We start from the raw sequence: 24,886 nt of genomic DNA, 5'->3' as shown, positions 1-24,886 counted from the left end.
GAGGCGCTTCGAAATCGCCCGCAATAGCTCCGTTTCGTCGGCAATCCCGTTCCGGAAAGCGCTGACGATTTCAGCAGCGAGGTCTTCCCTCTGCTCCTTGTCTTTTTGGGCTAGACGGCGCTCATCGCAAAGCCGATCGAACACCCGCTGGAGCAACTCCAGATCGCTTGGCACAAGTATCCCGTCGAGGCACGACAGAGGCATTACGCAACCCTCAATTGGCTAAGACCCTGCCTGTTATTTTGTGAGCGGTTTTCTGATTTCAAGCTACCTCTTGCGCCGCTTCTCCGGCGTCCGGGCATTGCAGGTAAACTGCAGTTTCCGATCTTCACGCCGACACGCAAAAAGCCGCCGCGCGACATGGTCGATTAGCTGCCCTTGGCGCTGCCGTAGGCGTTGGGGCTGGTGTCGGGCGTGTAGGCCAGGACGACATCCGTGCCGCCGCACCTGTTGCATTTCAACTTGGGAATGAGGTCATCGGCCATTGCCGGCGCGTCAGGGCCGTAGCGGTCCCGGAGCTGGGCAAGGTCGAGCTTTTGGCTATGGTTGCAGGGAGACCAATGACAGAACGCCGTCACGGCCATCTTGGCGTCGATCAAGCTTTGGAACGTCCAGCCCTTGCCCATGCACCCGATATAGTGCGGCTCCAATCAATCCGACACGCCGGCCTCGCGATGAACGGTGGCGTCAAAGATCACCTCATAGACGCTCCCAATTTCTTCCTCGATCTCCGTGCTGTCGATCCCGAGTGCCTTGGCGTCAGCAAAAAGCTGTTGGGCCAATTCAGCCACGGAGATGATGTCGGCGCCGACCGTCTCCGGGATGTTGTTGGAAATCCATCTGTGGAGAAAGTTGATGCCGCGCGTGCTCATCTCGGCGACAAGCGCCGGCGGGGCATTAGGTTCCTTCCGGCGGAGACGTTAGGTCGACATCTCTTGGATGACCGCATCGAGCGAGGCGATATCTTCCAGCGCGGCTATTTCGAGCGGATCAGCGGCCTGTGCTGGCGTGCGTATCTCACCGTCAGGCCCTATTGGCGCGTGGCTCATTACGAGGGTGTCGCGATACTGCCTGAGCAGGAAGAGCGCTCTATCAATGGTTCGTTGGTCCATCGGTGAGATTTTAGCATATAGGTCCAACTCTGCGCACTAGGCTAATTCTTCCCCAAATCCTGCATCGAGGCATGCTGGTCATGAGCCCGTTTCGGCATCAAAGGTCACCTTGTCGATGAAGCGTCCTAATTGGCATCCCCCTGTCCGTTTCCGCTACCGACAATGCCAAAATCCTGAGATTTGATATTTCCATCCGCCAAGAGAAAGCCCTCAGCAGCCAGGCCCCGCCTCAACAGCTCACGCACCGCTGACGCTCGGCTTGGCATTCGTCTTTCAAAGCGCCAGTCCTCCAGCGCATCAATTTCTCTTTGCGACAACATTATTTGAAGACGTACAGGTCTCTCGATTTGTGGCATTTTGCGACCTCACCCATAGAGCGTCGAATGAGTAGTTAGCGTATAATGAGCATAACACTCCAAAGGTTGCATGACCATCGTCTTGGGTCTGTACGCCTGATGAGGTGAATGCATTAAGGGCTGCGTCTACCGTAAGTACTAACTTCTTGAAAATATTAGCTTATTTAATGCTTTGTGACTTGTGCTCCGCTTCGCGAGCGCGCATGGTGAAGGTGAGGGTAACCCGGTCCGGAGGACAAGAGGTCACCATGCGCTACCATTATTCACAGACCCTACTGGACGACGTTACGGCGAGTGTCACTGAGGCGTTCCAGAGGCTTCGCATTGTCAACGTTCCGGTCGTGGCGGAACAAGTCAGGCGTTGTCATCTCTCGGAGAATATCGCCCTTGAGGACATTGAGGAGATAGTCCTGGACACCGCTCAAATGTTTCACATCCCGATGGAATTCGATGGTACGAGCGGCATTCTTGCTGCGCACGAAGCGGAAACTAGGCTGGCCGGGCGATTTTCGACCTCCCTCCACCGCCAACCACCACTTCTTTTGGCGAGCGAGAACTAGCGCTTGGCCAGCGCGGGATCGAGCGCAAATCAGAGCAGATTGTGAACTTGTCGATGGCCCCGAAATATCTCGATCATCGGTTGGAATGCCCATACTGCCTCACCATCAGGCTGAGAATACCCGATGACTCTCGTCCGGATACGCCCATTTTTTGCGATGATTGCGGAAAGTACCTTGGCACCTGGGATGAGCTACAAACCGACTTTGAGAAGCAGGGCGGCCAGAACGGGGTATTTCGACTCGATAGAGGCCGCGTCCAGCGGATCCGCTAGTGCCGGCCGGCAACTCTAGTGTCGACCTTCAGGAACCTAGCCTCGCGAACCATCGTGCTTATCCACACTACCTCTTCGGGTTGATAATTGCCCACGCCTCCACCAAAACGGCTGCTGCCTGTCAACCTGATGGCGGTGGCGTCAGCCTGCCCAGTCGAGATCCATCGCCTGACCTACTTGGACCGAGGACTCATAACCGTCGATCCAATCGATGTGGGCAACCGTCCCCCACGGATAGGGGTTGTCGTCCCTTTCCATCCCCGTGCGAGCGGCGAAGACGCCTCCTTGAAAGGCTCTCGAAACAGGCGGTTTGGCGATCTTTGCGGTATGTCGGCCGTAGAACAGCGATCTTCCAAAATCGATTAGTTCAGTCGGGTTCGTGATCACGGGACAACCTCCGCGCGGTTGAACTTCCTCCGGCTAAACATCTTCGGGCTGCATTTGGTTCCGTCACAGTTGGCTACGAACCGGGCCATACCCCAGCATTGAGGGTTGCCGGAACGCTACGAGTCAAATCCCCGGGGCGACGCTTGGTGGCGCAAGCGGCGTCACAGCCGGACTTGGCGCTACAGTCGGCGACACGAACGGACGAATTGCGCGACGCAACCTGCATCTGCTACCCGGCTGGCCCTGGCGATCTGTTCAGCGAGCGTGGCGTTCTCATGGGCGCTGGGGCCGGCCACAATGCGCGTCCTCGCCTTCGTCGTCGTTTACGATATCTCGAAGGATCGCCTCGCGAGTGATGCACCGTGTCCCGCTCTGGTCGAAGAACTTAGCCAGCTCTTGGCTAAGCGCGTAGAGATCAAGAGCACCTGAAAGCCGACGGTAACGCTGGTGCGGAAGCCCATCCACCTTCGTTGGGGCGAAGTTACGGCATCTTTCAGGCTTCCACAGTGAGCTACTCGGCCGCCCGAACGTGCGAAGTGGGTAATAGTGGTCCTGAAGTTGGCAGGCGCGCAGAGGACCAGCTTGCGATTCACTGAGGCGTCTGTTGGCTTTCCTGATCGCCTCCGATGCAGCGATAGTTTTTCGCATGTTGTCTGCCTGATGCCAGAGGGTCGAGGGCTAGGCGGCGGAATCTATCAAAAGAACCTCGATCGCCATCGACTTTCATGCGCACCAGCATTCCCTCGTAACAATCGATTAGGAAGGCAGCCGCATCTTTGACGTCGACGCTTGGTCCGACCTCTCCGATGGCCTTCGCCTCTTCCAGCAATCCACACAGTTGTTCCTCCCATCGGGAGAACACGCTGGCCAGCCTCGCCCTGAATTCCGGGCTGCGTGCAGCTGCGACCTGGCTGAGAACGCCAAAGAGGCAGCCGCCAAGCGGCACCTCAGCCAGATGCTGGGCCTCTACGGCGTCGAAATAGTTTCGGAGCCGCTTAAGTGGGCTGCAGGAACTGTCCTTGAACATTTCATCGCGCCAGTCGAGATAGTGGCGCTCGTAAGCGTCCAGCACGGCACCGGCGAACTCCTCCTTGCTCTTGAAGAAATAGTAGAACGAGCCTTTTGGGACACGTGCCGATTGGAGGATGGCATTCAGACCGACGCCGTCAAAACCGTTCAGGATCAGCGCTTTCAATCCCTCGGAAACCAAGCGTTCACGTGTAGCGAGATTCTTTTCAATCATTGTAGTAGACCAGTTTACTATCAAGTAACGGTACCACATCCGCCCGTCAGTGACCAACCAAGATGTCGGCGGTAAAAGGGACACCGGCGCGATGGATATTGACGGCCCGCCAGGCGTGAACATGCGACCCATATTTGACCGACATACCGTCCCGGTGCCCGGCAGGCCAAAGTCTCGAGGCCGACCAGCCTTGGGTGGCGCACGAGTCAGCCTCGAAAGCTTGTACGAGGAACATGACACAGTCATCATCGGCGGTGGCCAGGCGGGACTGGCCATGAGCTATCATTTGCGTCAGCGCGGTCGACAGCACATCGTTCTCGAACGGTTTACAGTGGCCGAGCGATGGCGGTCTGAACGTTGGGACTCGCTACGGTTCCAGCTACCAAACCGCTGGCTCGACTTGCCAGGGAAGCCATATGCAGGGACCGAGCCGGACGGGTTTGTTCATCATTCAGAGGTCTTGCGCTTTGTCGTAGACTACGCCGCTGAGATAGAAGCGCCAGTGCGCACCGGCGTTGAAGTAACTGGCCTCTCCCGCGATGACCGCGGCGCAGCCTATCATCTCGAAACCGCAAACGGCCCGATCAGGGCGCGCCATGTTGTTATTGCGACCGGTCCGTTTCAACGTCCGATCGTTCCAGGCTACAGCCACGCAGTACCGGCCTCGATCTGTCAGATCGATGCGACCTGCTACCGAAACCCTCAACAGCTGCCGCCGGGGGCTGTCCTTGTCGTAGGCAGTGGCAACTCGGGCTGCCAGATTGCAGATGAACTGTTGCGCAGCGGCCGACGAGTATTTCTTGCTGTCAGCCGACACAGCAGAGTGCCTCGGCGTTATCGTGGTCAAGACCTTATCTGGTGGTACGAAAATTTGGGCCGCTTCGACGTGACGATCGACTCCTTCCCCAATAGGAGGTACCCGCCGTCGGTAATTTTGACCGGCATGGACGGGGGGTATGATCTTGATCCGCGTCGGCTGGGCGTTGAGGGCGCAACTCTACTGGGGCGATTAGTTGGGATTGCCGATGGTACAGCAGTACTTGCTGATGACGCTGTGGACGCGCTCGCGGCCGCCGACAGAAGTTATGCAGGTTTCCTGGAGGCGGCAGACCATCTGGCCGCTACGACTTCGATGCAGTCGGAAGTGGACCAACAGGATCGCTCGGTGCCACCGCTGCCTTTCCAGATCGAGAGCGTGCCCGCCTTGAAATTGAGCGGGGAAAACGTTCGCACGATCGTCTGGGCAAGCGGATACGGCTATAACTACGACTGGGTGAATCTAAAGATCATCGATGCTAACGGCACTCCAGTCCAACAGCGCGGCGTCACCCCTTGCCCGGGAGTTTATTTTCTTGGACTTCACTGGATGCACACGTTCCGGTCGGCCGTCCTATCCTTCGTCGGGCGTGACGCGGCTTACATCGCCGATCACATTGAGAGCTTGGCGCCGATTTAGATGGTGAGCGCCAGCCTGCGAGATAGTTGGCGGTTGAGTTCGCCAGTGGCAATGCGCATGACGCGGACAGCGTTGCCGATCACGTCGGCTGGTCGCTTCTGGGGTGCGGGCAGGATCCGCGCGACGACCGAGATGAGGCGCAAAGCTGTCATGTCGTCTTTGGGCCGCAAGCAGTCGGACCGCTTTTGGGTAGGACTGGCTGCCGTTACTCAATACGCAAGCAGTTCCACTCTACCTTTTATGCGACTTTCGAAGCACAAAAGGCGAACATTGAAAGGGAGTTGTGTGTTTTTGACATCAATAGGCCTGCCCATTCCGTCAGTTCGGTGATCAATAGCAATGGCTAGAACGGCCGCAAACAGACCGTCCTCTGTCCGAGCATTAGAGTTGAAAAGCAGACCAGCGCCATGCGTCTGCTAGGGCGGTCAACTAACAAGGGGCGAGAAATCACTGGACGCTCGCTTAGCTTGGTGTAGTCCAGCTAGGTTATTCTCAACTCCAGCGGAGATATCGGAATTCCGCAAAACCTAGCGCGCCAGGCATCACCCGCCTTGGCCGGCATGGCTTCGGTCAAAGTCCCCGTGGTTACAAGTTCCCCCGGCCCTAGAGGTTCACAGTCTGGCCGGCGCGCCAGTTCATCCGTTAGAAACTTCAAAGCCTCCAACGGGCCGCCAAGAACATCGGTGGCATGCCCATCTCTACGAATGCCAGTGTCACTTTCCAACTCCACAACGAATTCATGAAGTTGTTCGTCTCGCTCCAATTGCGCGCCCGTGATCTGCAAGCGCTCACCCAGGATGAGAGCGCCATGGACGCCATATGCCGCTGCGGCGTCGGCTGCTGTGAACTGCCAGTTGGGGAAGATCGAAAACACGATCTCGAAAGCCGGGGCAACCCAATCGACACATTTCAAAAGGTCGTGCTGGGACATACCGGGATTTGGAGGCGACGCCAGATGAAGGACTATCTCGGGCTCGATCCGAGGTTCTGGCATTCCGTTAAGGTCGAACGAGGGCCGATCTACGACATGGCTGACGGTTGTGTCATAGATGAAGTTCCAAATGGGAGCGGCGATGCCGAGGCGGTTCCAGATTGATCTGTTGGTGAAACCTATTTTACGCCCAACGGTCCTCTCTCCACGCTTTCGTCTCAATCGAGCGACCTCAGCGACGATCTTGTAGGCGTCAACAAGATCGAAGTTCACGCAGCGATGGGAGAATGGCATCGTCTGCTGCCCCGTGTTCCAAAGAGCCAATAATTCTTGGCTGAGCTCGTCTGTACTCCAGGTTTCGTGCATGACATGGCCTAAAAATAGAGGACTGTGACAGCGGACACATTGTAACATTTTGGCGGTCGATAATCACTCGGACCTAGAGCGGCCAGCAACGTCCTCACATGTCCCTGCAGCCTGGACCCGCACCCCCTCGTCAGCGAAATCGCCGGGCCGAACTATTTCTCCGCCAGGCTTGCGACAGCGCTGCAGGTGGAGCGCGGCGGCAAGAACCACAACCTGCTTGGTTCACTCGATACCAAGAAAATTACCGAGGAAGAGGCGCGCGAAATCGATCACAAGTGGAGCCCCATCCGGCATCACCACAAGCGCTTTTATGGTGTCAGCTTTGATGGCGATAACCTGCTGGTCTACGCCCGCATCTACACGCGCGACCCATGAGGCGGAGCGTGGCAGGCCGGCACATCGCCCCTCTCTCCTGCAACGCCCGCTTTTGGCGCAAAGGAGCCAACGCGCGACATTTGATGGATGTCCGCTTCTGGGCAGCGCCCGTCAACACGGCAATGACCCAAAAGAGGCGCAAAGGCTGCCGTTCACCTGGGCAAATTTTGCCCGTGCCCCCGAGTTGGCCACACAGTATGGCGCAAAGCTAGTATGTCCCGTAGACAGCCTGAATGGCCGTTTGAGACCCGACTGATACTTTGGCTGTATGCGGCCGCGAAGTTCGAAGGGGGTCCTAGAGTGCAAAAGAATAATCTTGCTTCGTGGATGCGCCATGACGCTGCCTGTGCGGGTCAATCTGGGGATGGTGCGGAGACCTTCACAGGTAGCGCCACAGGTTACACAGACGTGCCGGCAACCTGACCATCACCAGCAACAAAGGGCGAAAGTGCAAAGGTGACTTCGTCTAGGTAAACGGCCGTCAAGGCAGCGGAACCTTCACTCTACGATCGAATGCGGCTGGTGGTAGGAAGGGATCAACACGGCGACCCGATCCTCAGTCACGCGCTTGCGCACGGCCGCGGTGATCGCGACCTCGTCGCCGACTTTGATGCCGCCCTTCGCGCTACGATAGCCGCAGCTGGCTGCGTATCCGCCAGATCGAGGCGTTCACCGCTTTTCTCAAGGCGGGCAACTATCCCTCGGTCTTCCCCGACTTCAACATCTGCCGTGACCGCACCGACGAGCAATTCTCCGTCGTCATCGCCGACCAGGGGCTGGAGCATGTGCAGCGGCCGACGGCGTCGTTTCCAGCATCGTCTTGCGGCCAAAGCGCTGGACGACGAAACGGCCGGCCTTCTGGCCCGGAATCTCGACCAGGTTGTAGGTGATCCAAGACAGCAGGCTCACCGTCGGCAGGACAATGAGAAGGACGATCGCGAAGCGAAGCGGCGCGGCCAGGCCGTGGCCAGATTGCGTGATGACGAAAGCCGCGACCGGTTGGAGAACCAACAGATGGATCAGGTAGATGCTGAAGGAAAGCTCTCCCATCAGATGAAAGAACCGGTTGCCGAGCGTCGTGGCTATCCTTGCTGCCACGACGCCCGCCATTCCCGGCAGCATCCGATAGAGAACAAGAGCAAAGAAGCCCATCACCAGCACTTCGCGTATCAGCAGCTTTCCCAGCCCATATTCGCCGCCATAGGGCAGCGCCGCCAACAGCATGGCCAACGCCAGATAGAGAATGGCCCTTGGCCGGCTCTGATGCAGAACGCCGGCCAGAAGCATCCCGCACAGGAATACCTGCATCTTCAGCGCCAGGAACGACGGCATCGGAAAATGCACCGACATTTGCCCCATCGCAAACACGACGAGGCCGCCGAGCGCCGCGACCAGCACGGCGCTCCGTACCCAGCCAAGCCAGCGGACAAGCAGCATGACGGCCGGAAAGGCCGCATAGAACTGCATCTCCAGCCCCAGGCTCCAGTCGGGAAGCGGCGTGCGGTAGGCGAAATTCGGCAACAGGCCAAACAGGAACAGAAGATGGGCGACGATGTTCTTCAGGCCGCTGTCGAGGTAACGCTCGGGCGCCTGATGCGACCTCAGCAGGAAATCGTCGATGACCGTCCTGGATTCGTAGAGATAGGGCCCGAGCGCCAGCGCCAGGAAAAGCATGACATAGAACAGCGGCGCTATCCTGAAATAGCGGCGTGTCCAGAATTTCAGCCAGGTCTCCGGCCTTTGCCAAGGCTCCTTGTCCTGGCGAAGCTGGTAATGGAACACCATCAGGAAGCCGGACAGCATGATGAAGAGATCAACGCCGAGATCCGGTTCGCCCAGGATCGGAACACGCCAGCCGGTCAGAAGCAGACAGTGCCCGACAAGCACCCACATCGCGGCAAGCGCCCGAAGCCCGTCCAGGCATTCGACACGGGATCGGGTCATGCCGAACTCCTTGAGAGCGGGAGCGTCAGCAATGCAATCGTTCATCGAGGCAGGCCGGTGGCCGGGATGATACTGACACGCCAAAACCTTGTCAGAAAACCCCGCCGCGAGGAGTTTCGAGCCGGCGCGCTGATATCGCAATGCAACAAATTTAACGCAATGCAACATGAGCGGAGGTTTTTAGGGGATCCGGGTGGAAGGTGGAAGGCCGGAACTGCCGATCTTCCCCTAGTGGCCCTCGTATCAACGCCGTTTCACCTGCCGCGCATGCCGGCGCCAATATCACCAGTTCCAGAGCCGTGCTGGGCAGTGAGCGCCAGCAGCGCCGGCGACCAATGGTCGAGCTGGCAGTCGATCTCGGCTCGGTCCTCGGGGCGCAGATTGGCGGCGATGTAGGAGAGACCGCAGCGTGGCGGGGATGATGCGGCTGGCCATGAGCGGGCACGCGTTTTTTCCGGGCAGCCTTGGAGGCCTTGACCGGCATCGCCGCCGGTGACCTACTTCGATCATCGAACGTGCACGTTATAGGCTATACGACTGGAGGAGACGGGCGAATGGACATTCGATCGACGCTGACGGAGCTGTGCGACGCCTTCAACGCCCACGATCTCGATCGCATCATGGCGTGCTTTGCCGACGACTGCGTCCTGGAGATGCCCAGGGGCAACAAACCATGGGGTTCCCGCCTCGAAGGCAAGGCAAATGTCCGAGACGCGCTGGCCACACGTTTCGAAGGCTTGCCCGATGTTCACTATGGCAATGGCGAGCATTTCGTGGATGCGGCAAACAATACCGGCATCTCGAAATGGCTTCTCACCGGCACTGCCCGCGACGGGACGAGAAAGGAAGTCCGCGGTTGCGACTTCTACACGTTCCGCGACGGCAAGGTGATCCGCAAGGACTCGTACTGGAAGATGGTCGAGTAGAACGGCGCGTGCCTCAACTCTAGGCGGTCCACAATTCGCTCCTCTGATCGTTCGCCACTAGGACTCCGTATCCAAACTTCAAAGGCCGCCAAGCCTGCAGCGGTTAAGATCGACGACTCCAACGCACTCGGCAAATCGGCACCGATGAGCGCGAAGGCGACACGAGCGACGATGGATGCTCACCCGGCCGGACCCGAACCGGGGCCTTTGGCGGCATCACTGTGCCCAACGAACAGGTTTACACTCCTCAGAGTCCGGTCTGCGGAGCACAATTCGGTTGCGCCCTCTTTCCTTCGCGAGATAGAGCGCTGTGTCGGCGTGGCGCTGTAGCTGCTCCGGTGAGATGGCCTCGTCCGCGGTCTGCATTGCAACTCCAACGCTGAGAGTAACGCGGCGCGCGCGAGTGCCCGGGTTGGGAATGGCTGCGGCCTCAACGCTCTTTCGAATGCGTTCGGCCACGGCGCTCGCCTCTTCCTCCGTCACCCCGGGCAAAAGCACGAGGAACTCTTCGCCGCCGTAGCGGGCCACGTGATCCTGATCGCGCCTGATGTTTTGCTGGATAATCCCAGCGACCTCGACCAGGCAGCGGTCGCCTTCGGCATGGCCGAGGTGATCGTTGAGCTTCTTGAAGTGATCGATGTCGCACATGAGCAGTGCGGCACCGTCGAGGCAGCGTTTGTCGCTTCCCCAGATGCGGCTGAGCGTTTCCGTCATCCAGCGCCGGTTGGCGAGGCCGGTGAGCGGATCGGTCCTTGCCAACAGTTCCAACAGCTGGTTCGCCTTGGCCAGTTCGGCAACCCTGCGCCGATCGCGAAGCTCAAACAGGAAAGTCTTCTGCGCCAGAATTGTCATGATGCGTCGCGCGGCGACTGTTGCGAAGATACCGCTGGCGAAGAACAGCGTCCCAGCGGCCGCGCTCCCATGTTCGATGGCGGGGTTCTGCAGCTGAAACACGAGATACAGCCCGAGCGCCAGCCCGGCGATGGCCACCGTCGAGGCCAGCGGGATACCGAAAATGATGATCGCGGTAATGGCCACGAACAACATGACATTCAATTGCCGTTCATAGAACTCGCCACCAGCGCTTACGCCGACCAATGCGACCGACAACAAGATGAGAAACATCCCTGTGATGAGCGAGGACGCTTCGACCCACGGTGCCTGCGGTTTTCGCCAGAGAAGGACCACGGCCATCGCGACCGGAGGAATGATTGCGGCCGGCAGAAGCATGCGAGTGGCGACCGCGCTTGGAAGGATCACCATGTTGACCGTCAGGGTGAGCACATCCAACAAAGCCACCCAGATCATCCATGCACGTATGATCTTCGCGGTCTGTGACCAGACACGCGCCCTGAACAGGCGCATGATCTCGCGTTTGAGACGGATGTCGCGCGTGCGGCGAGCCAGAAGCTGGTCAACTTCTGCACCTATGGCGGGTTCATACTGCTCGTCGGAGGGCACCAGATTTGACACAACCTTAGGCCTTTGGCCGCTTCCCCCTAACGGTTTCCCAACCAAGCGCGGTGGCGGAAATAGGCAACATGTCCGGTCTTTCTAAAGATTTGCTTTCCAGTTGAACGAAAATCCCATCCATCCGGTCTCGTGAATGGTCCAAACCGTTGACGACAGGCTCGCGCATCGCCGCTAAGAACAAGAGCTTGGACGAATGCCTAACTGGCGATCGAGGGCGGCGGCTCAGCCCCGGCCCACGAGCGGACCGAAGCCTGTGGGAGCGCAGCAAACGGTCCGTCGCTTGTCGACGAGCCTTTCGACCTGCCGGGCAGGAGAGTGTTGTACCGCCTCGCGACTGGTTCAGCCAAGATGGTTATGCTCTGTCAGCTGATCGCCCGTCGCTAAGGCATACGCGCCGAAACTGTCGGCGACGACGCTGACCATTCTCGGGTTGCTCGGATTAGAGGAATTGGTCGGACCGGAGCGGCTGCCAGAAGGCTCGCTTCCGATGCGGACATGCAAGCGGCAACAGCGATCCTGTCCAAAGCCATGCAGGACATCGAGGACTTACCAGTCATCCCCGGCAAGGTCGAGGACATCCTGACAATCTCTCCAAAGCTCTGCGATGCTTCACCGCGCCTTTCGCCAGCCCGCGTGCGCGCTGCGGCTTCAGCGCAGAACCATCTCTCGCCCTTGCTTGGCGTGATCACCGTTTCGTCGTAATGCTCTTGCCTCCTACCCATCCATGCTTCCTTGCGAAGGCAGGCCAGGCGCGCCATGGAACATAAGTCCCCCCTCACCCATTGTTGATCCGAGGCCGAGGGCGCATTCCGTGCCCCTGGTATGGTGCAATGGCCGAAGATCAGAACCCTGTTTCAGCCATAAGCGAGGATGAGACCCGCCTTGAGCGACAGGTGACGCCCGCCGCACGCAACCGCTTTGTCATCGTCATCGGCGCGTCCGCCGGCGGGGTCGAGCCGCTGAAGGAGATCGTCGGCGACCTGCCCGCCGATCTGCCGGCAGCGGTGTTCGTGGTGCTGCATGTCGGACAGGTCAGCTACCTGGCCGAAATCCTCGATCGCGCGGGCAGGCTCAAGACGTTGGTCGCCGAGAACGGCGCCAAGTTCAGGACCGGCAAGATCTACGTCGCGCCGCCCGGTTTCCACCTTCTGCTCCATGGCGACCACATGATGTTGCGGCGCGGACCGCGCGAAAACCTTGCCCGGCCGGCCATCGACCCGCTTTTCCGCTCTGCCGCGCTGAGCTACGGCGCTGCCGGCATCGGTGTCCTGTTGTCGGGTTCGCTTGCCGACGGCACGGCGGGCCTGAGGGCGATCAAGGCGGTCGGCGGGCTGGCCCTTGTCCAGCATCCGAAGGACACTCTGGTGCCGGCCATGGTGCAAAGCGCGCTGCACCATGTCGAGGTCGACCACTGCCTGCCCGCGGCTGAACTGGGCGTCTGCCTGGCAAAACTGGCGGCAGAGTCGGCCGGCAAAACCTTGCCCGCCCCGTCAAGCGTCAGGCTGGAAGCGGCGGTCGCCGCTCAGGAGCATTCGACCATGAAAGATGAAGATCGACTCGGCGAATTGTCGGTGTTTACATGTCCGGAATGCCACGGGCCGCTGTGGGAAATCGAAGATGGTGACATGGTTCGCTATCGGTGCCATACCGGGCATGCCTTCACCGCCGACGCGATGATGGAAGCACAGGCGGTCGAGGCGGATGAAATATTGTGGAGCTTGCTGCGCTCGCACCAGCAACGGGCGGCGTTTGCCCGACGGATGGCCGAACGCGAAAAGAAAAAGTTCCGCTCCGAACTCGCCACGCAGCTCGACGAGCGAGCCAGGGAATATGAGGCGGATGCCGCTGTCATCGAGCGCATTCTGGAAAGCAGGCGGGTGCAGGTAACGGACGATGGCGCAGTCACCGAAGAAGGCAACGGGAAGGAAAAAGCGGGCTAGTCCAGTCGACGGCATCAAAGCGCCTGCCGATGGTTTTTTCCCCATTATCGGCGTAGGCGCGTCGGCGGGCGGCATCGGGGCATTGCAAAAGTTCTTTCCCGAGGTTCCGGCCGACAGCGGTTTTGCCTATGTGGTGATCCAGCATCTGGACGCCGAGCATGAAAGTGTGCTCGCAAGCATCATCCAGCGCTGCACGTCGATCGAGGTGCAGACGGCGGCCGAGGGCATAGAGATCGGGCCGGACAAGATCTACGTGATCCCGCCCGGAGTTTCGGTGACTGTCGAGGATCATCGTTTCCGTGTCGCCAGGATGGCGGCCACGCGCGCCAGGCGAACGCCGATCGACGACTTCTTCACCTCGCTGGCGCAGGATCGGTCCGAGAACGCGGCCGGTGTCATCCTTTCGGGAACCGGCAGCGACGGCACGATCGGCCTGAGGGCGATCAAGGAACGCGGCGGGCTCACGCTGGCGCAGGAAAGTGCCGAATATGACGGCATGATGCGCAGTGCCGTCCAGAGCGGCCTGGTCGACATGGTGCTTCCGGCCGAGGAGATGGCGGGCAAGCTGGTCAGTTATTTTCGCCACTCGAGCCGCGCCGACAGCGAGCGCGATCGCCACAAGCGCGACGTCGCCGAACAGCTTTCGCGGATTGCTGCCTTGCTGCGCATGCGCACCGGCCATGATTTCAGCGGCTACAAGGACAACACCATCCTGAGGCGCATCCAGCGCCGCATGCAGGTGCTGCAGATCGACGATCCGGCCGCCTTCTACGAACGGCTGCGCGCGGAGCCGCAACAGGTCGATCTCCTGTTCCAGGACCTCCTCATCGGCGTGACCAGCTTCTTCCGCGACCCACATGCATTCGATGTGCTGGAGCGCCTTGTCGTTCCAAAGCTTTTCGAGGGCCGCAAGCCCGACGAGACGATCAGGGTCTGGGTGCCGGGCTGCGCCACCGGCGAGGAAGCCTATTCGGTCGCCATGCTGCTCAGGGAGAACGCGCCGCGCGGCGCCGCTTCGCCCAACCTGCAGATATTCGCCACCGACATCGACGAGCGTGCGCTGGAAGTGGCCCGCGCCGGGCGCTATCCCGCGACCATCGCAACCGACGTCACACCGAAGCGGCTGAAGGAATTCTTCTCGCGCGAGGACGGCACCTACCGTGTCGCGTCCGAACTTCGCGAGGTATGCCTGTTTTCGTCACACAATCTGCTGCGCGACCCGCCCTTTTCCAAGCTCGACCTGATCGCCTGCCGCAACCTGCTGATCTACATGGGGCCGGAGCTACAGGAAAAGATCATTCCGATCTTCCACTATGCCCTGCGCAACAACGGCTATCTCTTCCTCGGTTCCTCCGAGAACGTCACCCGTCATGTGCGCCTGTTCTCGACCATCGACAAGCCCAGTCGCCTTTTCCAGAAGCGTGCCGGCGTCACGGCGCAGCGGCTGCCTGAATTCCCGCTCGCCGCCGCGGCGCGGCAGCCCCCGCATGTGCGCCAGCGGGCGACCAGCGGAACCCTGCAGGAGAGCGCCGAACGGCTGCTCCTCGACCGCTATTCGCCCGCCTACGTGGTCATCAACGCGGCCGGCGAACTGATCCACAGTTCAGGCGGCACGGGAAAATACCTGGAGCTCGCAGCCGGCGCTCCCGACTCCAACGTCTTTTCCATGGCGCGCCGCGGACTGCGGATGGACCTGAGGGCCGCGCTGCACAAGGCTGTCAGCACCGGCCAGGTGGCGATCCAGAACAAGATCACCGTCGGTACCAATGGCGGCCGCCAGACAATCAGCCTCGCCGTGCAGCCGCTGCCGACCGAGAGCGGAGCGGACCCGCTCTTTATGCTGGTGTTCCGCGATGTCGGCGGTATCAAGCCGGAGCCTGAGAGCGAGCCCGTCCATACCGACGATGTCGAAAGCGCCAATGTCAGCCAGCTCGAAAAGGAGCTCAGGGAGACCAAAGAGCGGTTGCAGATCACGACTGAGGAGCTGGAATCCTCCAACGAGGAGCTTAAGTCGTCCAACGAGGAGCTGTCTTCCATCAACGAGGAGCTGCAGTCCTCCAACGAGGAGCTGGAGACCTCCAAGGAGGAGCTGCAGTCGATCAACGAGGAACTGCAGACCGTCAACGCCGAGCTCAACATCCGCGTCGATGAGCTCAGCCGCGCCAACAACGACATGGCGAACCTTCTCGAGAGCACGCAGATCGCGACCGTGTTCCTCGACCGCGACCTCTGCATCAAGAGCTTCACGCCGACGGCGCGGGACCTGTTCAGGCTGGTCGAAAGCGACGTCGGTCGGCCGCTTGCGCATGTGCGCCCGCGCTTTGCCGCCGACGGCCTGCAGGCCGATATTGAGCAGGTTCTGCGGCGTTTGGGCACGATCGAGCGGCAGATCGAGGGCGCCGAAGGCAGTCGGCGCTACATCATGCGCGTGCTGCCCTACCGCACCGTCGACAATGTCATCGCCGGCGTGGTCGTCACCTTTGTCGATGTCACGCAGATAGCGCGGGCGGAAGAGAAGATCGGCGCGCTGTCGCATGACCTGCGCAACCGCGTCGAAAGCCTGGAAACCCTCCTGGATCTGGTGCCGGTGGGTATTTTCATCGCCGAGGACGGCGATGGCGAACAAATCCGCGCCAATCGCCACGCGGTGGAACTCGCCGGCCGGCCCGCCACGGATGGCAAGCTCAGTTCCATGCCCGCCATCCTGCCGCTGATGATGAACGGAACCGCGGTAGACGCCGCCGATCAACCCTTGCTGAAGGCGATGCGGACAGGCAAGCCCATTCCGGGTTTCGAGGCTCGAATCGCGCGCACCAATGGCGGCAATGTGGACGTCATGATGTCGGCCAATCCGCTGTTCGACGAATTGGGCAATGTGCGCGGCGCCATCGCCGCGGTGATTGACATATCCAGCCACAAGGATGCCGAGCGCAACCAAGAGCGACTGCTGCACGAATTGCAGCATCGCGTGAAGAACATCCTAGCAACCGTCACCGCGCTGACCTCGCGCATGGTGCGTTCATCGGGTACGCTCGACGATTTCGCGGGCGCCTTCCACGCTCGCCTGCAGGCGATGGCGCGCACGCACGAATTGCTGGCATCCTATCAATGGGGAGGCGCCGACCTCGAAAAGCTGGTTCGAGCAACCCTGTCTCCCTATGTCGGCAAGGAAGGCCAGAGCCTCGGCCTTGAGGGCGAGCCGTTCCAGCTGGATGCCAGCGCGGCCGCCACGCTCGGACTGGTCTTCTTCGAACTGGGTAGCAACGCTGCCAAATATGGCGCGCTTTCCACCGAAAAAGGCCGCGTGGAGGTTTCCTGGCGCATCGATGGCTCGCAGATGCTGTCGATCGCCTGGAAGGAGAGCGGCGGCCCGAAGGTGAAGGAGCCGCCGAAAAGAAGTTTTGGAACCACTTTTATCCAGCAGAGTTTGGAGTACGAGCTAGGTGGAAATGTGGATCTGCGGTTCAAAAGGGCCGGTGTGGAGTGCTTGTTGCGTATTCCGCTGCCCAAGTCATGATCGACTATCTGTCCCTGCCTGCTCCAGGCAAGCTATGAATACGTCGCTTTCAGGGCTGAATGTTCTCGTCGTCGAGGATGCGTTCCTTGTCGCGCTGGATCTCTCCGATCAGTTGACGGTTCGGGATGCCACGTGATTGGCCCCGCCGCCTCGGTGGAGCATGCCCTGCGCGAAATAGATGGCGTCGAACTCGACGGCGCCGTCCTGGATGTCAATCTGAATGGCGAGCGGAGCTTTCCGATAGCCGAATTGCTGACGGCGCGCGGCATCCCGTTCCTGTTCCTGACCGGCTATGACAGCTCGACCGCCTTCCCGGATGCGTTCCGGCAGTCGCCCAGATTGTCGAAGCCCGTCGATCCCAAGGCGCTGACCGAGGCGGTCGCACACTTCCGCAGGCATGACGACTGATCTTTCGCTCGGTGCTGCTTGGGTAACGACCTTCTCCGAGGAATGCCCTAATTCAAGCGGCGTTCGATTCCGCATATCCCGAAGGCGTTTTCACCCCGCCCGTGCCATCGCACTCAGCGCATGTCACGGTAATTCCAGGACATCTGTGCTGATGCGTGCCCGCTGGGCAGCAATGACCGTTCGAGCTGCGCCATCTCGCACAATCGAACATCGTGCCGGTGCCAACGCAGCCTTGGCACTCGCCGATCTTAAATAACGCCAACCCCATTTTGCCCAACCATGCATGCGCTGCCTGGCAACGCCGCTACCCCACGTTCCACAGCGGATCCCCACCCGCCAACTAATGACATTACCGTAGGGCAATTAAGGATTTTCTAAAACAGAGAATTTGGGGTTGTTTCCAATCCCTGTTGAAATGCCGCAAATTGTTCTGGGGAACGATGGGCGAGATACCGCACCACCCTTGGGACTGTCCATCAAGCGGTTGATGTACCCTCGCGCCGCCACAAGTTCGAGGCTCCACGAGCCACAGCGCTCGGCGGCGTTTCGGAACTCCTGGCTCAACTCGGCTAACTCAATTTCCATGGCGGTCAACGGGCCGGCATCAATGCCAGCGAACTGCCTTCGCGGTGTCGAAGCCGCAAGCTGTCTGCTGCGAGACCTCGATTCCTCGAAAAGGTGATGTCCGATCGGGACAATCCGGCGGGCGTCGCTATACTGGTTGCTCTGAAGGCCGAATGAAGGTGGTGCGGGTCAACGTCACCATTCCGGAGGATGTCCTCCGCCAGATCAACCAATATGCGGAACGTCATGGTTATGGCTTTCTGGCTGCCGCTTCGAAAATGGCGATGCGGACGGAAGGCGGCCTAGCGCATTCGCAACCTGATTCAAGCCGAAACGTTATCGTGCTGTTCGCGCAGGCCGTTTGCGGTTTGGCGACCACGATCCTCAAGAGGCGAGAAACCATGTCTTACTTCGTGAGGAGAACCGCCTATGTTCCGCCGCAATGCGCCAGCAACTGGCAACCATTCGCCCCCAATTTCAGTCTCTGGGGCGCTTCAGAGGAGTTCTAGAGATGATCATCAAGAAGGCTATTCTGGCGGTGCTGATGACCGCGGCCCTTGCCGGCTGCGAGACGCAGACCGAAAGCCAGCAGCGGGCCACCACCGGCGCGCTGGTTGGCGGCGCCGGCGGCGCGTTGGTCGGCCAGGCGATCGGCGGCAACACCAAGAGCACGGTCATCGGCGCGGCCGGCGGCGCGCTACTCGGCGCAGTCGTCGGCTCGGCCACCACCCCGCAGCGCCGCGGCGAGCAGCTCTGCCGCTACCAGGATCGCTATGGCCGCATCTACACCGCGCCCTGCGACGACCGATACTACAACGGCGACTATTGATCCCAAACATTTGGCTGGGGAGGCCGGCGTTTTGGCGCTGGCCTCCTCGTTGTACGGTTCTCGATGTAGAAGAAGTCTGGCGGCGGGACCTGCGGACGAGGTCGAATTGACGGCTTTAGCGCCTTTTTCGAGGCGGGCAACCGCGAGCCTGCGACGTGATCGAGATGGAGAGCGATGTGTCCGAACAATCGCTCGGTCGACTTCCTGGACTTCGATGCCAGCACCGCACCGACGAGCAAATCGCCGTCGCTATTGCCGACCTGGAGCATGTGTAGCGGCCAGGGGCGGCGGTGGAGCACATCCATGCCACGACCCGCCCGGGCGGCTGGGCGATGGTCGCCACCCCGTTCCTGTTCAGGGTCCATGCCAGGCTGCACGACTACAACCGCTGGACGCCGGCCGGGCTGAAGCAACTGATGGTCAAAAGGCAGCTTTGCGAGGAGTCCATGGCGCATTTCGGCGCGCCCTGATTTTCGCTGCGACTAAAGGTAACGGCTGTTGGGTCACCGAAAGGATTTCGCCGATATTATCTTCGTGGGCACATCAGGCGCCGGCGTGCTGGCGGCGATCTGATATGTCGGGGATACGGCTCGCGCTGCCCCTTTCCGAAAGCAAGGTTTGGCGGCGGCGCTCTTGCCGTCATCCGCGTGTTGTCGGCACCCAGTGGCAATGCGCATGACGCGGGCGGCGGGGCCGATCACGTCGGCATTCAGGCTATCTTAGCAGCAATGAGGGCTTGGGCCAGCGGACCAAGTTCTTCGATCATCTCTGATGCAGGGATGCGCGCCTCACTCGCTGCCATGTTCAGGTTGAACAAATGGGTTCCCATGCTCAATCCCTTCAGGTCTGGGTGGTTCAGACTGCTGGCAACGTATTTGTCGAACAGTTGGCGTGCGCGTTCCGACATCACACATCCCGTGATTTCCACTAAGCATAGGCGGTTTCGCCTAGGGCTTCAAACGCCACATCAATTTTCTGAAATTCAAACTGAGACACTTTCCAGAACCTGCGCGGCTGGCTCGACAGCCGGTGTAGGTATAACTCGGCAGTTGAGCAAACGCGCAAGGGGGACTAGGCGGAGGCTGTTCTCACGTGTGGCAAGGGCAACCTTTTGGCGGGCCAGCTATATGCCGTAGCCGGCCCTACAATGGTCGGAGAGTATCTTGTGGCGGATCTACCTCACGGCTGGGCTGGACGAGGCTGCTTTGCAGAGTCAGATTCTCTTCGCCATAGTGACGGACAGCGTTAGATCAGGTTGCGGGGACGCTATGACGCACCTTGGGAAGACCCCTCCGATGACTCGGGCAACCGATCGCGTATGGCTTCCTCGGTTTTTTCTACCGTCGATTTCACGACTTTGCCGACCTGGCCTGCTAGCGTGCCGGCATCTCCACCAGAGCCTTGCCGGTCCGCCTCTTCCTTGACAGTATCGTAGGCTTCGGCGGCGACTTGCTTTACCTGCTCAAGGCCTGTTTCGAAAGCCTTCTCTGCGGTGTCGCGAAGTTTGTCGCTGTAGCCGCCAAGCTGTTCATCCTCCGTGGTCGTGCGGGGCAGCATCGTGCCCAGGGCAGTGCCAAGGACAAGGCCAACTGCTGCGACTGCCAGCGGTTCTCGTTCCAATATATCCTGTGCCGATTGACGTGCCCGGGCCTTCATCTCGCTAGCGCCTGATCCAAGCTGCCCGGCCGAACCCGTGATCCCTTCCATCGCGCCCGTTGCGGCGTTGGCTGCAGTTGTGATCGCATCGCTTGCAGCTGATGCAACTGAGTCCGCAGTATCGGAGAGCATCGCCGCAATTCCGGAACCTTCGCTGTCCTCATTGAGCTCATCGACGGGTCGGTCGGACAGGGAGTCGCTTGGCCTCATGCCTGTATGGTTGCCAGCCGCTGAAGTGGTCGCTGACGCCCCGTTGCCAAGCATGAGCCAGGCCAGGCCTGCTCCAACCAACGTTAGCGGCAGCGGGTTCTCCCTGAGCTGCGCCTTGAGATTGCCAAGCATGGCGGCTCCGTCCCCGCCGGCAAACATTCCGGCAAATTCATCGATCAATTGACCGGGAGTCATCCTGCTGCGGATGGAATCAGCGGTGTCCACGACTTTCGCCCGGGCGATATCGGCATCTCGTTCCAGCTCGGCTGCGGATTTCTCGCTCATTTTATTTGTTCCTTGATCACGCGTGCGTCACGCTTGAGTTGGTCTTGTGTCCGATCCGGCGTCAGCTCAGAAGGGGCCATGCTTGCTGTGCCGCTGCGCAACAGAAAGATGCCCAGGATTGCGACGGCGATCCCGACGAGAAGCGAGGACCACCCCGGTCCCAGCCCGGCATTCGCCAATGCGATCACGAGAGCTTGCAAGAGCACGATCAAAGCGGCGAGAATGCAAATCGCGCCGCCCAAAAACTCGACCGCACCCGCGCCGGCCTTGCTCAGGCTTTCCGACATCTCAGCCCGCAATAGCCTGCTTTCGGTTTGAAGCAGCGTCGTGACCTGCTGTGCCAGATCGCCGATGAGGGTGGTGAGACCGCGATTGTCCTGATTACCGATCATGGCTCTCCTCCGTGCTTGCGGCCCCAGTTATCGCCAGCCGGGCTGGAGCGGGGCTGCGTCGGTTCAGTTGTCCCCGACGGCCGCGATCCAAAACTCTCGACAGGGCGTGATGAGGTCTTGATGAACCTCCCCAGCGCCAAGCCTGCCAACACTGAACCGGCGATCAGCGCCCCGGAATTTTCGCGGCCGAACGATTGGATCTCGCCAAGGACCTCTTCGAATGGCTTGTCCCGTAATGAAGTTGAAAGCCGTTCGAGGCCGCCCGCGGCATCGAGGACGAACTTCGATGCGGTTCGTTGATCGTTGTTGGCAAGGTGTTCGCTTGCCGCTCGCAGCGCTCCGCCAAAGACCCTCAGGTTGGCGCTGACATCGTGTTGTGTTCCCTCGGCCTTGTTGAACAACGCCTGCTTTGCTTCCGAGGCATAGTCGCTCGCCTTTCTGGTGAGTTCATCGCGAGCACTATGCAGCGCTTCTGTCGCGGTCTGCGTTGCCTGCTGGAAGGTTTCGGACAGTTCGCTTTTGGCTGTTTCGAAATCGGCCGGCTTACGGCCGTGATCGTCTTCGCGCTGCATGGGATCTCCTAATGGATTCCGAGGAAGGAGAGGATCGCAAGCACGACGACGACAAAGCCGATCAGGTAAATGACGCTGTTCATGGCAGCAATCTCCTCGATTGGATATCGAACTTACCGGCGACCATCAGGTTCCATCCGTTTTCACTAAATTAGCGAGATCGATTCCTGCGACTCATCCGCCGAGCCGCGCGCGGGGTCGCTAGCGCCCTCTGCCAAGGCCCTACGAGATCACCGTGCCGCTTCGGTGGTGCCCAAGTGGATGCCGAGGGAACTGTTTCTGAGCTGACGATTGAGATGCAGCGAAGGTCTCACCGAGACAACAGTCGTCCCCACCCTCTTCTAGAGCTTGACGGCCGGTTCCCTCCCCCAGAGACGCAGTCTCCGGCAGGATTGCACGAACGTGTTTATCCCGCTCACTCCGTCGAGCGATATCAGCCCTTCGTCTGCGTCGGTTGCAACCCCGGCTTTGACAAAAAGCGGGGAGGAAGACTGGACAAAGGCGATGAACTTGAGATGAGCAAAGGCGTCCGCCACGAAGTCCCGCGCTGCTGACTCTCTGGCTAGCCGATCTGCTCCCTCTTCCGACAACAGGACAGCTATGGCATCGAACAGGACGGAGGGTCCTCCGTCGATCATATGCCTGGCTTCGATCCAGCTTCCATCCCCGGCTTCGACACCGCCGACTTTCGGGGCAACCACCTCTATCGTCGCACCTTCCTTCTCGATCGCCGATTGCAGCTTCTTCAGCAACGCGGCATCGGTGCCGGAACTCACCAGCACGCCGACCTTGCGTCCCGCGAAACTGTCTGGCCCATTCTCGATTATGCTGAGCGCCGGTGAGGGTTCGAGATCGTCCCTTGGCACGACAGCGGCATCCGCCGGCTTGGGCATTTCTTGTATGCCGAGCTTGCCAGCGACGGTCACGCCCAATCCTTCGTCGATATTGAGGAGATGCGAGACCATCCGCTCGCGGATGACTGGGGTCTCCACCTTGCTCAGTTCGAAGGTCAAAGCCATTGCGATGTGACGTTGTTCGGGTGGCGTCTGGCTGTTGAAGAATTGCCGCGCCTGGCTGTAGTGATCGGCGAAACTTTCCGCCCGCAGGCGGACTTTCTGGCCTTCCTCCGCGTCCGCAAAAGACCGAAATCCGCGCTGTGGTGACTCCCTGGGTCCTTCTCCGAAAGAGTTCGGCTGGTAGTTCGCCCGGCCAACAGGGTTGCGCATTGCCATATGCCCATCTTGCTGGAAGTGGTGGAAAGGACATTTGGGCGCATTGATCGGAATATGGGTGAAGTTCGCACTGCCAAGGCGTTTCAGCTGCGTGTCCAGATACGAGAAGTTCCGCCCCTGAAGCAGCGGGTCGTTCGAGAAGTCGACGCCAGGTGGAACGTTTTGCGTCATGAATGCTACCTGCTCGGTCTCGGCAAAGAAATTGTCCGGCATGCGGTCGAGAACGAGGCGACCGACAGGAATTGGCTCGAGCTCTTCCTCCGGAATGATCTTCGTCGGATCCAGGACGTCAAAAGCGAAACTGTCGGCGAAGGCCTGGTCGAAGAGCTGAACCCGCAGCTCCCACTCAGGGAAATTGCCCGACTGGATTGCCTGCCACAGATCGCGGCGATGGAAATCCGGATCGGCGCCGTTGATCTTCACGGCCTCGTTCCAGACCACCGACTGCAGGCCAAGCTTCGGCTTCCAGTGAAACTTGACGAAGGTCGACTCATCCTTCGCGTTCAGGAAGCGAAAGGTGTGCACCCCGAACCCTTCCATGAATCGGAAGGAGCGCGGGATAGCGCGATCCGACATCACCCACATGATCATGTGCATGGATTCGGGCGTCAGCGAAATAAAATCCCAGAAATTGTCATGCGCGGACTGGGCTTGGGGAAAGGCCCGGTCCGGCTCCTCCTTGACGGCATGCACCATGTCCGGAAACTTGATGGCGTCCTGGATGAAGAAGACCGGGATGTTATTGCCGACGATGTCCCAGTTCCCTTCTTTGGTGTAGAGCTTGACCGCGAAGCCCCGGACGTCGCGCGCCAGATCGAACGAGCCCTTGGATCCGGCAACGGTGGAGAACCGGACGAAGGCCGGCGTCTTCTCGCCGGCGCGCTGAAAGATGTCGGCGCGGGTGTATTTGGCGAGCGAGTCATAGGTTTCGAAATAGCCGTGCGCGCCGTAGCCACGAGCATGCACGACACGCTCGGGAATCCGCTCGTGGTCGAAGTGGAAAATCTTCTCGCGGAAGTGGAAATCTTCCAGGACCGTCGGCCCCCGCTCGCCGATCCTCAGCGAGTTCTGGTCATCCGAGACCAAGCCGCCCTGCGCAGTGGTGAGGACTGCGTTGTCATCCCCTACGATCTGGTGAAGCTCTCCCCCATTGCCCCGCACAAGCTTTTGGTCATGGATTATCGCGGACTTGCCTGAGGGCCGTTTTGCCGTCTTTACCATTGTGCTTTTCCCAAGGATCGAGGAGCAGGTTGAACTCTCTCAATGCCGGGGTGCACTCTAGGTTCCTGAAAACTCCAGACCTGCGGAAAGGTCTCGCATCTCGAGCACGTCGAGTTTTTCGTTGAATGGAGCGCAAGAGGCTTTGGGATCCGCGGGGGCAGCCGGTCTCGTCGGAAGCCGCCGCTTGCCCCTGCGTCGACGGCACTAGCCGTCCTGCGCCTAGCCGACTAGCCAATGCGACCGATGTCCACGAAATCTCCTCGGGGAACCAGCGTCGCAGTCGAAGGTTCTTGGTGATGGCAAATCACCCAATCTATGAGCGTGCTCACCTCGATCGGCGCGTTGATCTCTCGTCCCGCCGCCTACCTGGCTCGCGGGAACGTGTGCGGCGCGCTTGCGTTATCTGGGACGCTTGGAACAGAGGTTCGGAGACCTGAGAAGGCGGGTTATGAAAAACCCAGAGGCGTACGCCCCGCTGCACGCGAGCTTCCTCCTGAACGCTATACCAGGCCAGGGGCGCCGGGGAACTCGACGCAAGTCGGCGCAGGACATCAATCACCATGAGGTGGGAGCGTGGCCGTTCGCGCGCCTTGGAGCAAGACAATCACAGGCTCCGCTTGAGGAGAAGCCTGGCCGTGCCTCAGCAAGATGGGGTTAAA

Annotated in this window: 25 protein-coding genes; 12 read left to right on the top strand and 13 right to left on the bottom strand. The window is 59.9% G+C overall.

Annotated elements, in window-relative coordinates:
- Positions 1-368 precede the first annotated feature (368 nt).
- The gene (locus EN786_RS27455; protein ID WP_245478083.1) at positions 369-599 is read right to left on the bottom strand and encodes a hypothetical protein; all 231 of its coding nucleotides are present in this window, start codon (positions 597-599) and stop codon (positions 369-371) included.
- 51 nt (positions 600-650) lie between these two features.
- A complete protein-coding gene (locus EN786_RS27450; RefSeq protein ID WP_127308777.1) occupies positions 651-872 on the bottom strand; it encodes a DUF768 domain-containing protein in 222 nt (73 codons plus the stop codon).
- A gap of 63 nt (positions 873-935) precedes the next feature.
- Between EN786_RS27450 and EN786_RS27445 the strand changes: the two genes are divergently transcribed.
- Both EN786_RS27445 and EN786_RS27435 read left to right on the top strand, forming a co-directional pair.
- Complete coding sequence (locus EN786_RS27445; RefSeq protein ID WP_127308776.1) at positions 936-1,118, top strand: hypothetical protein; 183 nt, start codon at positions 936-938, stop codon at positions 1,116-1,118.
- 598 nt (positions 1,119-1,716) lie between these two features.
- Positions 1,717-2,028, top strand: a complete 312-nt coding sequence (locus EN786_RS27435) for a hypothetical protein (protein WP_127308775.1) — start codon at positions 1,717-1,719, stop codon at positions 2,026-2,028.
- A gap of 413 nt (positions 2,029-2,441) precedes the next feature.
- Here EN786_RS27435 and EN786_RS27425 read toward each other — a convergent pair whose 3' ends face one another.
- Complete coding sequence (locus tag EN786_RS27425; protein WP_127308773.1) at positions 2,442-2,687, bottom strand: hypothetical protein; 246 nt, start codon at positions 2,685-2,687, stop codon at positions 2,442-2,444.
- A gap of 589 nt (positions 2,688-3,276) precedes the next feature.
- Positions 3,277-3,930 (bottom strand): TetR/AcrR family transcriptional regulator, encoded by a 654-nt coding sequence (locus EN786_RS27415; RefSeq protein ID WP_189340184.1) that lies wholly within the window; start codon positions 3,928-3,930, stop codon positions 3,277-3,279.
- A gap of 91 nt (positions 3,931-4,021) precedes the next feature.
- Here EN786_RS27415 and EN786_RS27410 point away from each other — a divergent pair, with 91 nt between their 5' ends.
- On the top strand, positions 4,022-5,386 hold the full coding sequence (locus tag EN786_RS27410) for an NAD(P)/FAD-dependent oxidoreductase (RefSeq protein ID WP_127308771.1): 1,365 nt from the start codon (positions 4,022-4,024) through the stop codon (positions 5,384-5,386).
- On the opposite strand, the gene EN786_RS37855 is transcribed toward EN786_RS27410, so the two are convergent.
- Positions 5,383-5,538 carry a hypothetical protein gene (locus tag EN786_RS37855; protein ID WP_187331241.1) on the bottom strand — a complete coding sequence of 52 codons (156 nt, stop codon included), beginning with the start codon at positions 5,536-5,538 and terminating at the stop codon, positions 5,383-5,385. The two genes, EN786_RS27410 and EN786_RS37855, sit on opposite strands and share 4 nt — an antisense overlap.
- A gap of 329 nt (positions 5,539-5,867) precedes the next feature.
- Positions 5,868-6,683, bottom strand: a complete 816-nt coding sequence (locus EN786_RS27405; RefSeq protein WP_127308770.1) for a fumarylacetoacetate hydrolase family protein — start codon at positions 6,681-6,683, stop codon at positions 5,868-5,870.
- A 186-nt stretch (positions 6,684-6,869) separates the two neighbouring features.
- On the opposite strand from EN786_RS27405, the gene EN786_RS27400 reads away from it, so the two are divergent.
- On the top strand, positions 6,870-7,058 hold the full coding sequence (locus tag EN786_RS27400; protein ID WP_127308769.1) for a hypothetical protein: 189 nt from the start codon (positions 6,870-6,872) through the stop codon (positions 7,056-7,058).
- Between the two features lie 759 nt (positions 7,059-7,817).
- Here the strand turns inward: EN786_RS27400 and EN786_RS27390 are convergent.
- Entirely contained in the window at positions 7,818-9,002 is a 1,185-nt protein-coding gene (locus EN786_RS27390; protein ID WP_127308768.1) for an acyltransferase, read from the bottom strand.
- Between the two features lie 554 nt (positions 9,003-9,556).
- On the opposite strand from EN786_RS27390, the gene EN786_RS27385 reads away from it, so the two are divergent.
- The gene (locus tag EN786_RS27385; protein ID WP_127308800.1) at positions 9,557-9,928 is read left to right on the top strand and encodes a nuclear transport factor 2 family protein; all 372 of its coding nucleotides are present in this window, start codon (positions 9,557-9,559) and stop codon (positions 9,926-9,928) included.
- A gap of 216 nt (positions 9,929-10,144) precedes the next feature.
- Here EN786_RS27385 and EN786_RS27380 read toward each other — a convergent pair whose 3' ends face one another.
- On the bottom strand, positions 10,145-11,392 hold the full coding sequence (locus EN786_RS27380) for a GGDEF domain-containing protein (RefSeq protein ID WP_189340199.1): 1,248 nt from the start codon (positions 11,390-11,392) through the stop codon (positions 10,145-10,147).
- Positions 11,393-11,896: 504 nt separating this feature from the next.
- Between EN786_RS27380 and EN786_RS27375 the strand changes: the two genes are divergently transcribed.
- From EN786_RS27375 to EN786_RS39505, 7 genes are all read left to right on the top strand, one after another.
- Positions 11,897-12,103 carry a hypothetical protein gene (locus EN786_RS27375; protein ID WP_127308767.1) on the top strand — a complete coding sequence of 69 codons (207 nt, stop codon included), beginning with the start codon at positions 11,897-11,899 and terminating at the stop codon, positions 12,101-12,103.
- A 191-nt stretch (positions 12,104-12,294) separates the two neighbouring features.
- Positions 12,295-13,341, top strand: a complete 1,047-nt coding sequence (locus EN786_RS27370; protein WP_246688761.1) for a chemotaxis protein CheB — start codon at positions 12,295-12,297, stop codon at positions 13,339-13,341.
- Complete coding sequence (locus EN786_RS27365) at positions 13,295-16,858, top strand: CheR family methyltransferase (protein ID WP_127308766.1); 3,564 nt, start codon at positions 13,295-13,297, stop codon at positions 16,856-16,858. The genes EN786_RS27370 and EN786_RS27365 overlap by 47 nt, the downstream gene beginning before the upstream one ends.
- 132 nt (positions 16,859-16,990) lie before the next feature.
- Positions 16,991-17,266, top strand: a complete 276-nt coding sequence (locus EN786_RS27360) for a hypothetical protein (RefSeq protein WP_245478080.1) — start codon at positions 16,991-16,993, stop codon at positions 17,264-17,266.
- A 737-nt stretch (positions 17,267-18,003) separates the two neighbouring features.
- The gene (locus EN786_RS37850) at positions 18,004-18,339 is read left to right on the top strand and encodes a hypothetical protein (protein WP_189340179.1); all 336 of its coding nucleotides are present in this window, start codon (positions 18,004-18,006) and stop codon (positions 18,337-18,339) included.
- Between the two features lie 2 nt (positions 18,340-18,341).
- On the top strand, positions 18,342-18,659 hold the full coding sequence (locus EN786_RS27350) for a YMGG-like glycine zipper-containing protein (protein WP_127282295.1): 318 nt from the start codon (positions 18,342-18,344) through the stop codon (positions 18,657-18,659).
- A gap of 290 nt (positions 18,660-18,949) precedes the next feature.
- Entirely contained in the window at positions 18,950-19,129 is a 180-nt protein-coding gene (locus EN786_RS39505) for a hypothetical protein (RefSeq protein ID WP_348627047.1), read from the top strand.
- 239 nt (positions 19,130-19,368) lie between these two features.
- Here the strand turns inward: EN786_RS39505 and EN786_RS27340 are convergent, their stop codons facing one another.
- The 5 genes from EN786_RS27340 to EN786_RS27320 form a co-directional block, all read right to left on the bottom strand.
- On the bottom strand, positions 19,369-19,566 hold the full coding sequence (locus tag EN786_RS27340) for a hypothetical protein (RefSeq protein ID WP_127282294.1): 198 nt from the start codon (positions 19,564-19,566) through the stop codon (positions 19,369-19,371).
- A 359-nt stretch (positions 19,567-19,925) separates the two neighbouring features.
- Positions 19,926-20,810 (bottom strand): hypothetical protein, encoded by an 885-nt coding sequence (locus EN786_RS27335; RefSeq protein WP_127308765.1) that lies wholly within the window; start codon positions 20,808-20,810, stop codon positions 19,926-19,928.
- The gene (locus EN786_RS27330) at positions 20,807-21,202 is read right to left on the bottom strand and encodes a phage holin family protein (protein WP_189340178.1); all 396 of its coding nucleotides are present in this window, start codon (positions 21,200-21,202) and stop codon (positions 20,807-20,809) included. Before EN786_RS27330 ends, EN786_RS27335 begins: the two co-directional genes overlap by 4 nt.
- A complete protein-coding gene (locus tag EN786_RS27325) occupies positions 21,199-21,774 on the bottom strand; it encodes a hypothetical protein (RefSeq protein WP_189340177.1) in 576 nt (191 codons plus the stop codon). Before EN786_RS27325 ends, EN786_RS27330 begins: the two co-directional genes overlap by 4 nt.
- Before the next feature lie 341 nt (positions 21,775-22,115).
- A complete protein-coding gene (locus EN786_RS27320; RefSeq protein WP_127308764.1) occupies positions 22,116-24,227 on the bottom strand; it encodes a catalase in 2,112 nt (703 codons plus the stop codon).
- Positions 24,228-24,886: the final 659 nt, after the last annotated feature.

This window comes from Mesorhizobium sp. M4B.F.Ca.ET.143.01.1.1 (assembly GCF_004792275.1).
Lineage (GTDB): Bacteria > Pseudomonadota > Alphaproteobacteria > Rhizobiales > Rhizobiaceae > Mesorhizobium > Mesorhizobium abyssinicae.
This window is presented reverse-complemented; position numbering and strand designations above follow the sequence as displayed.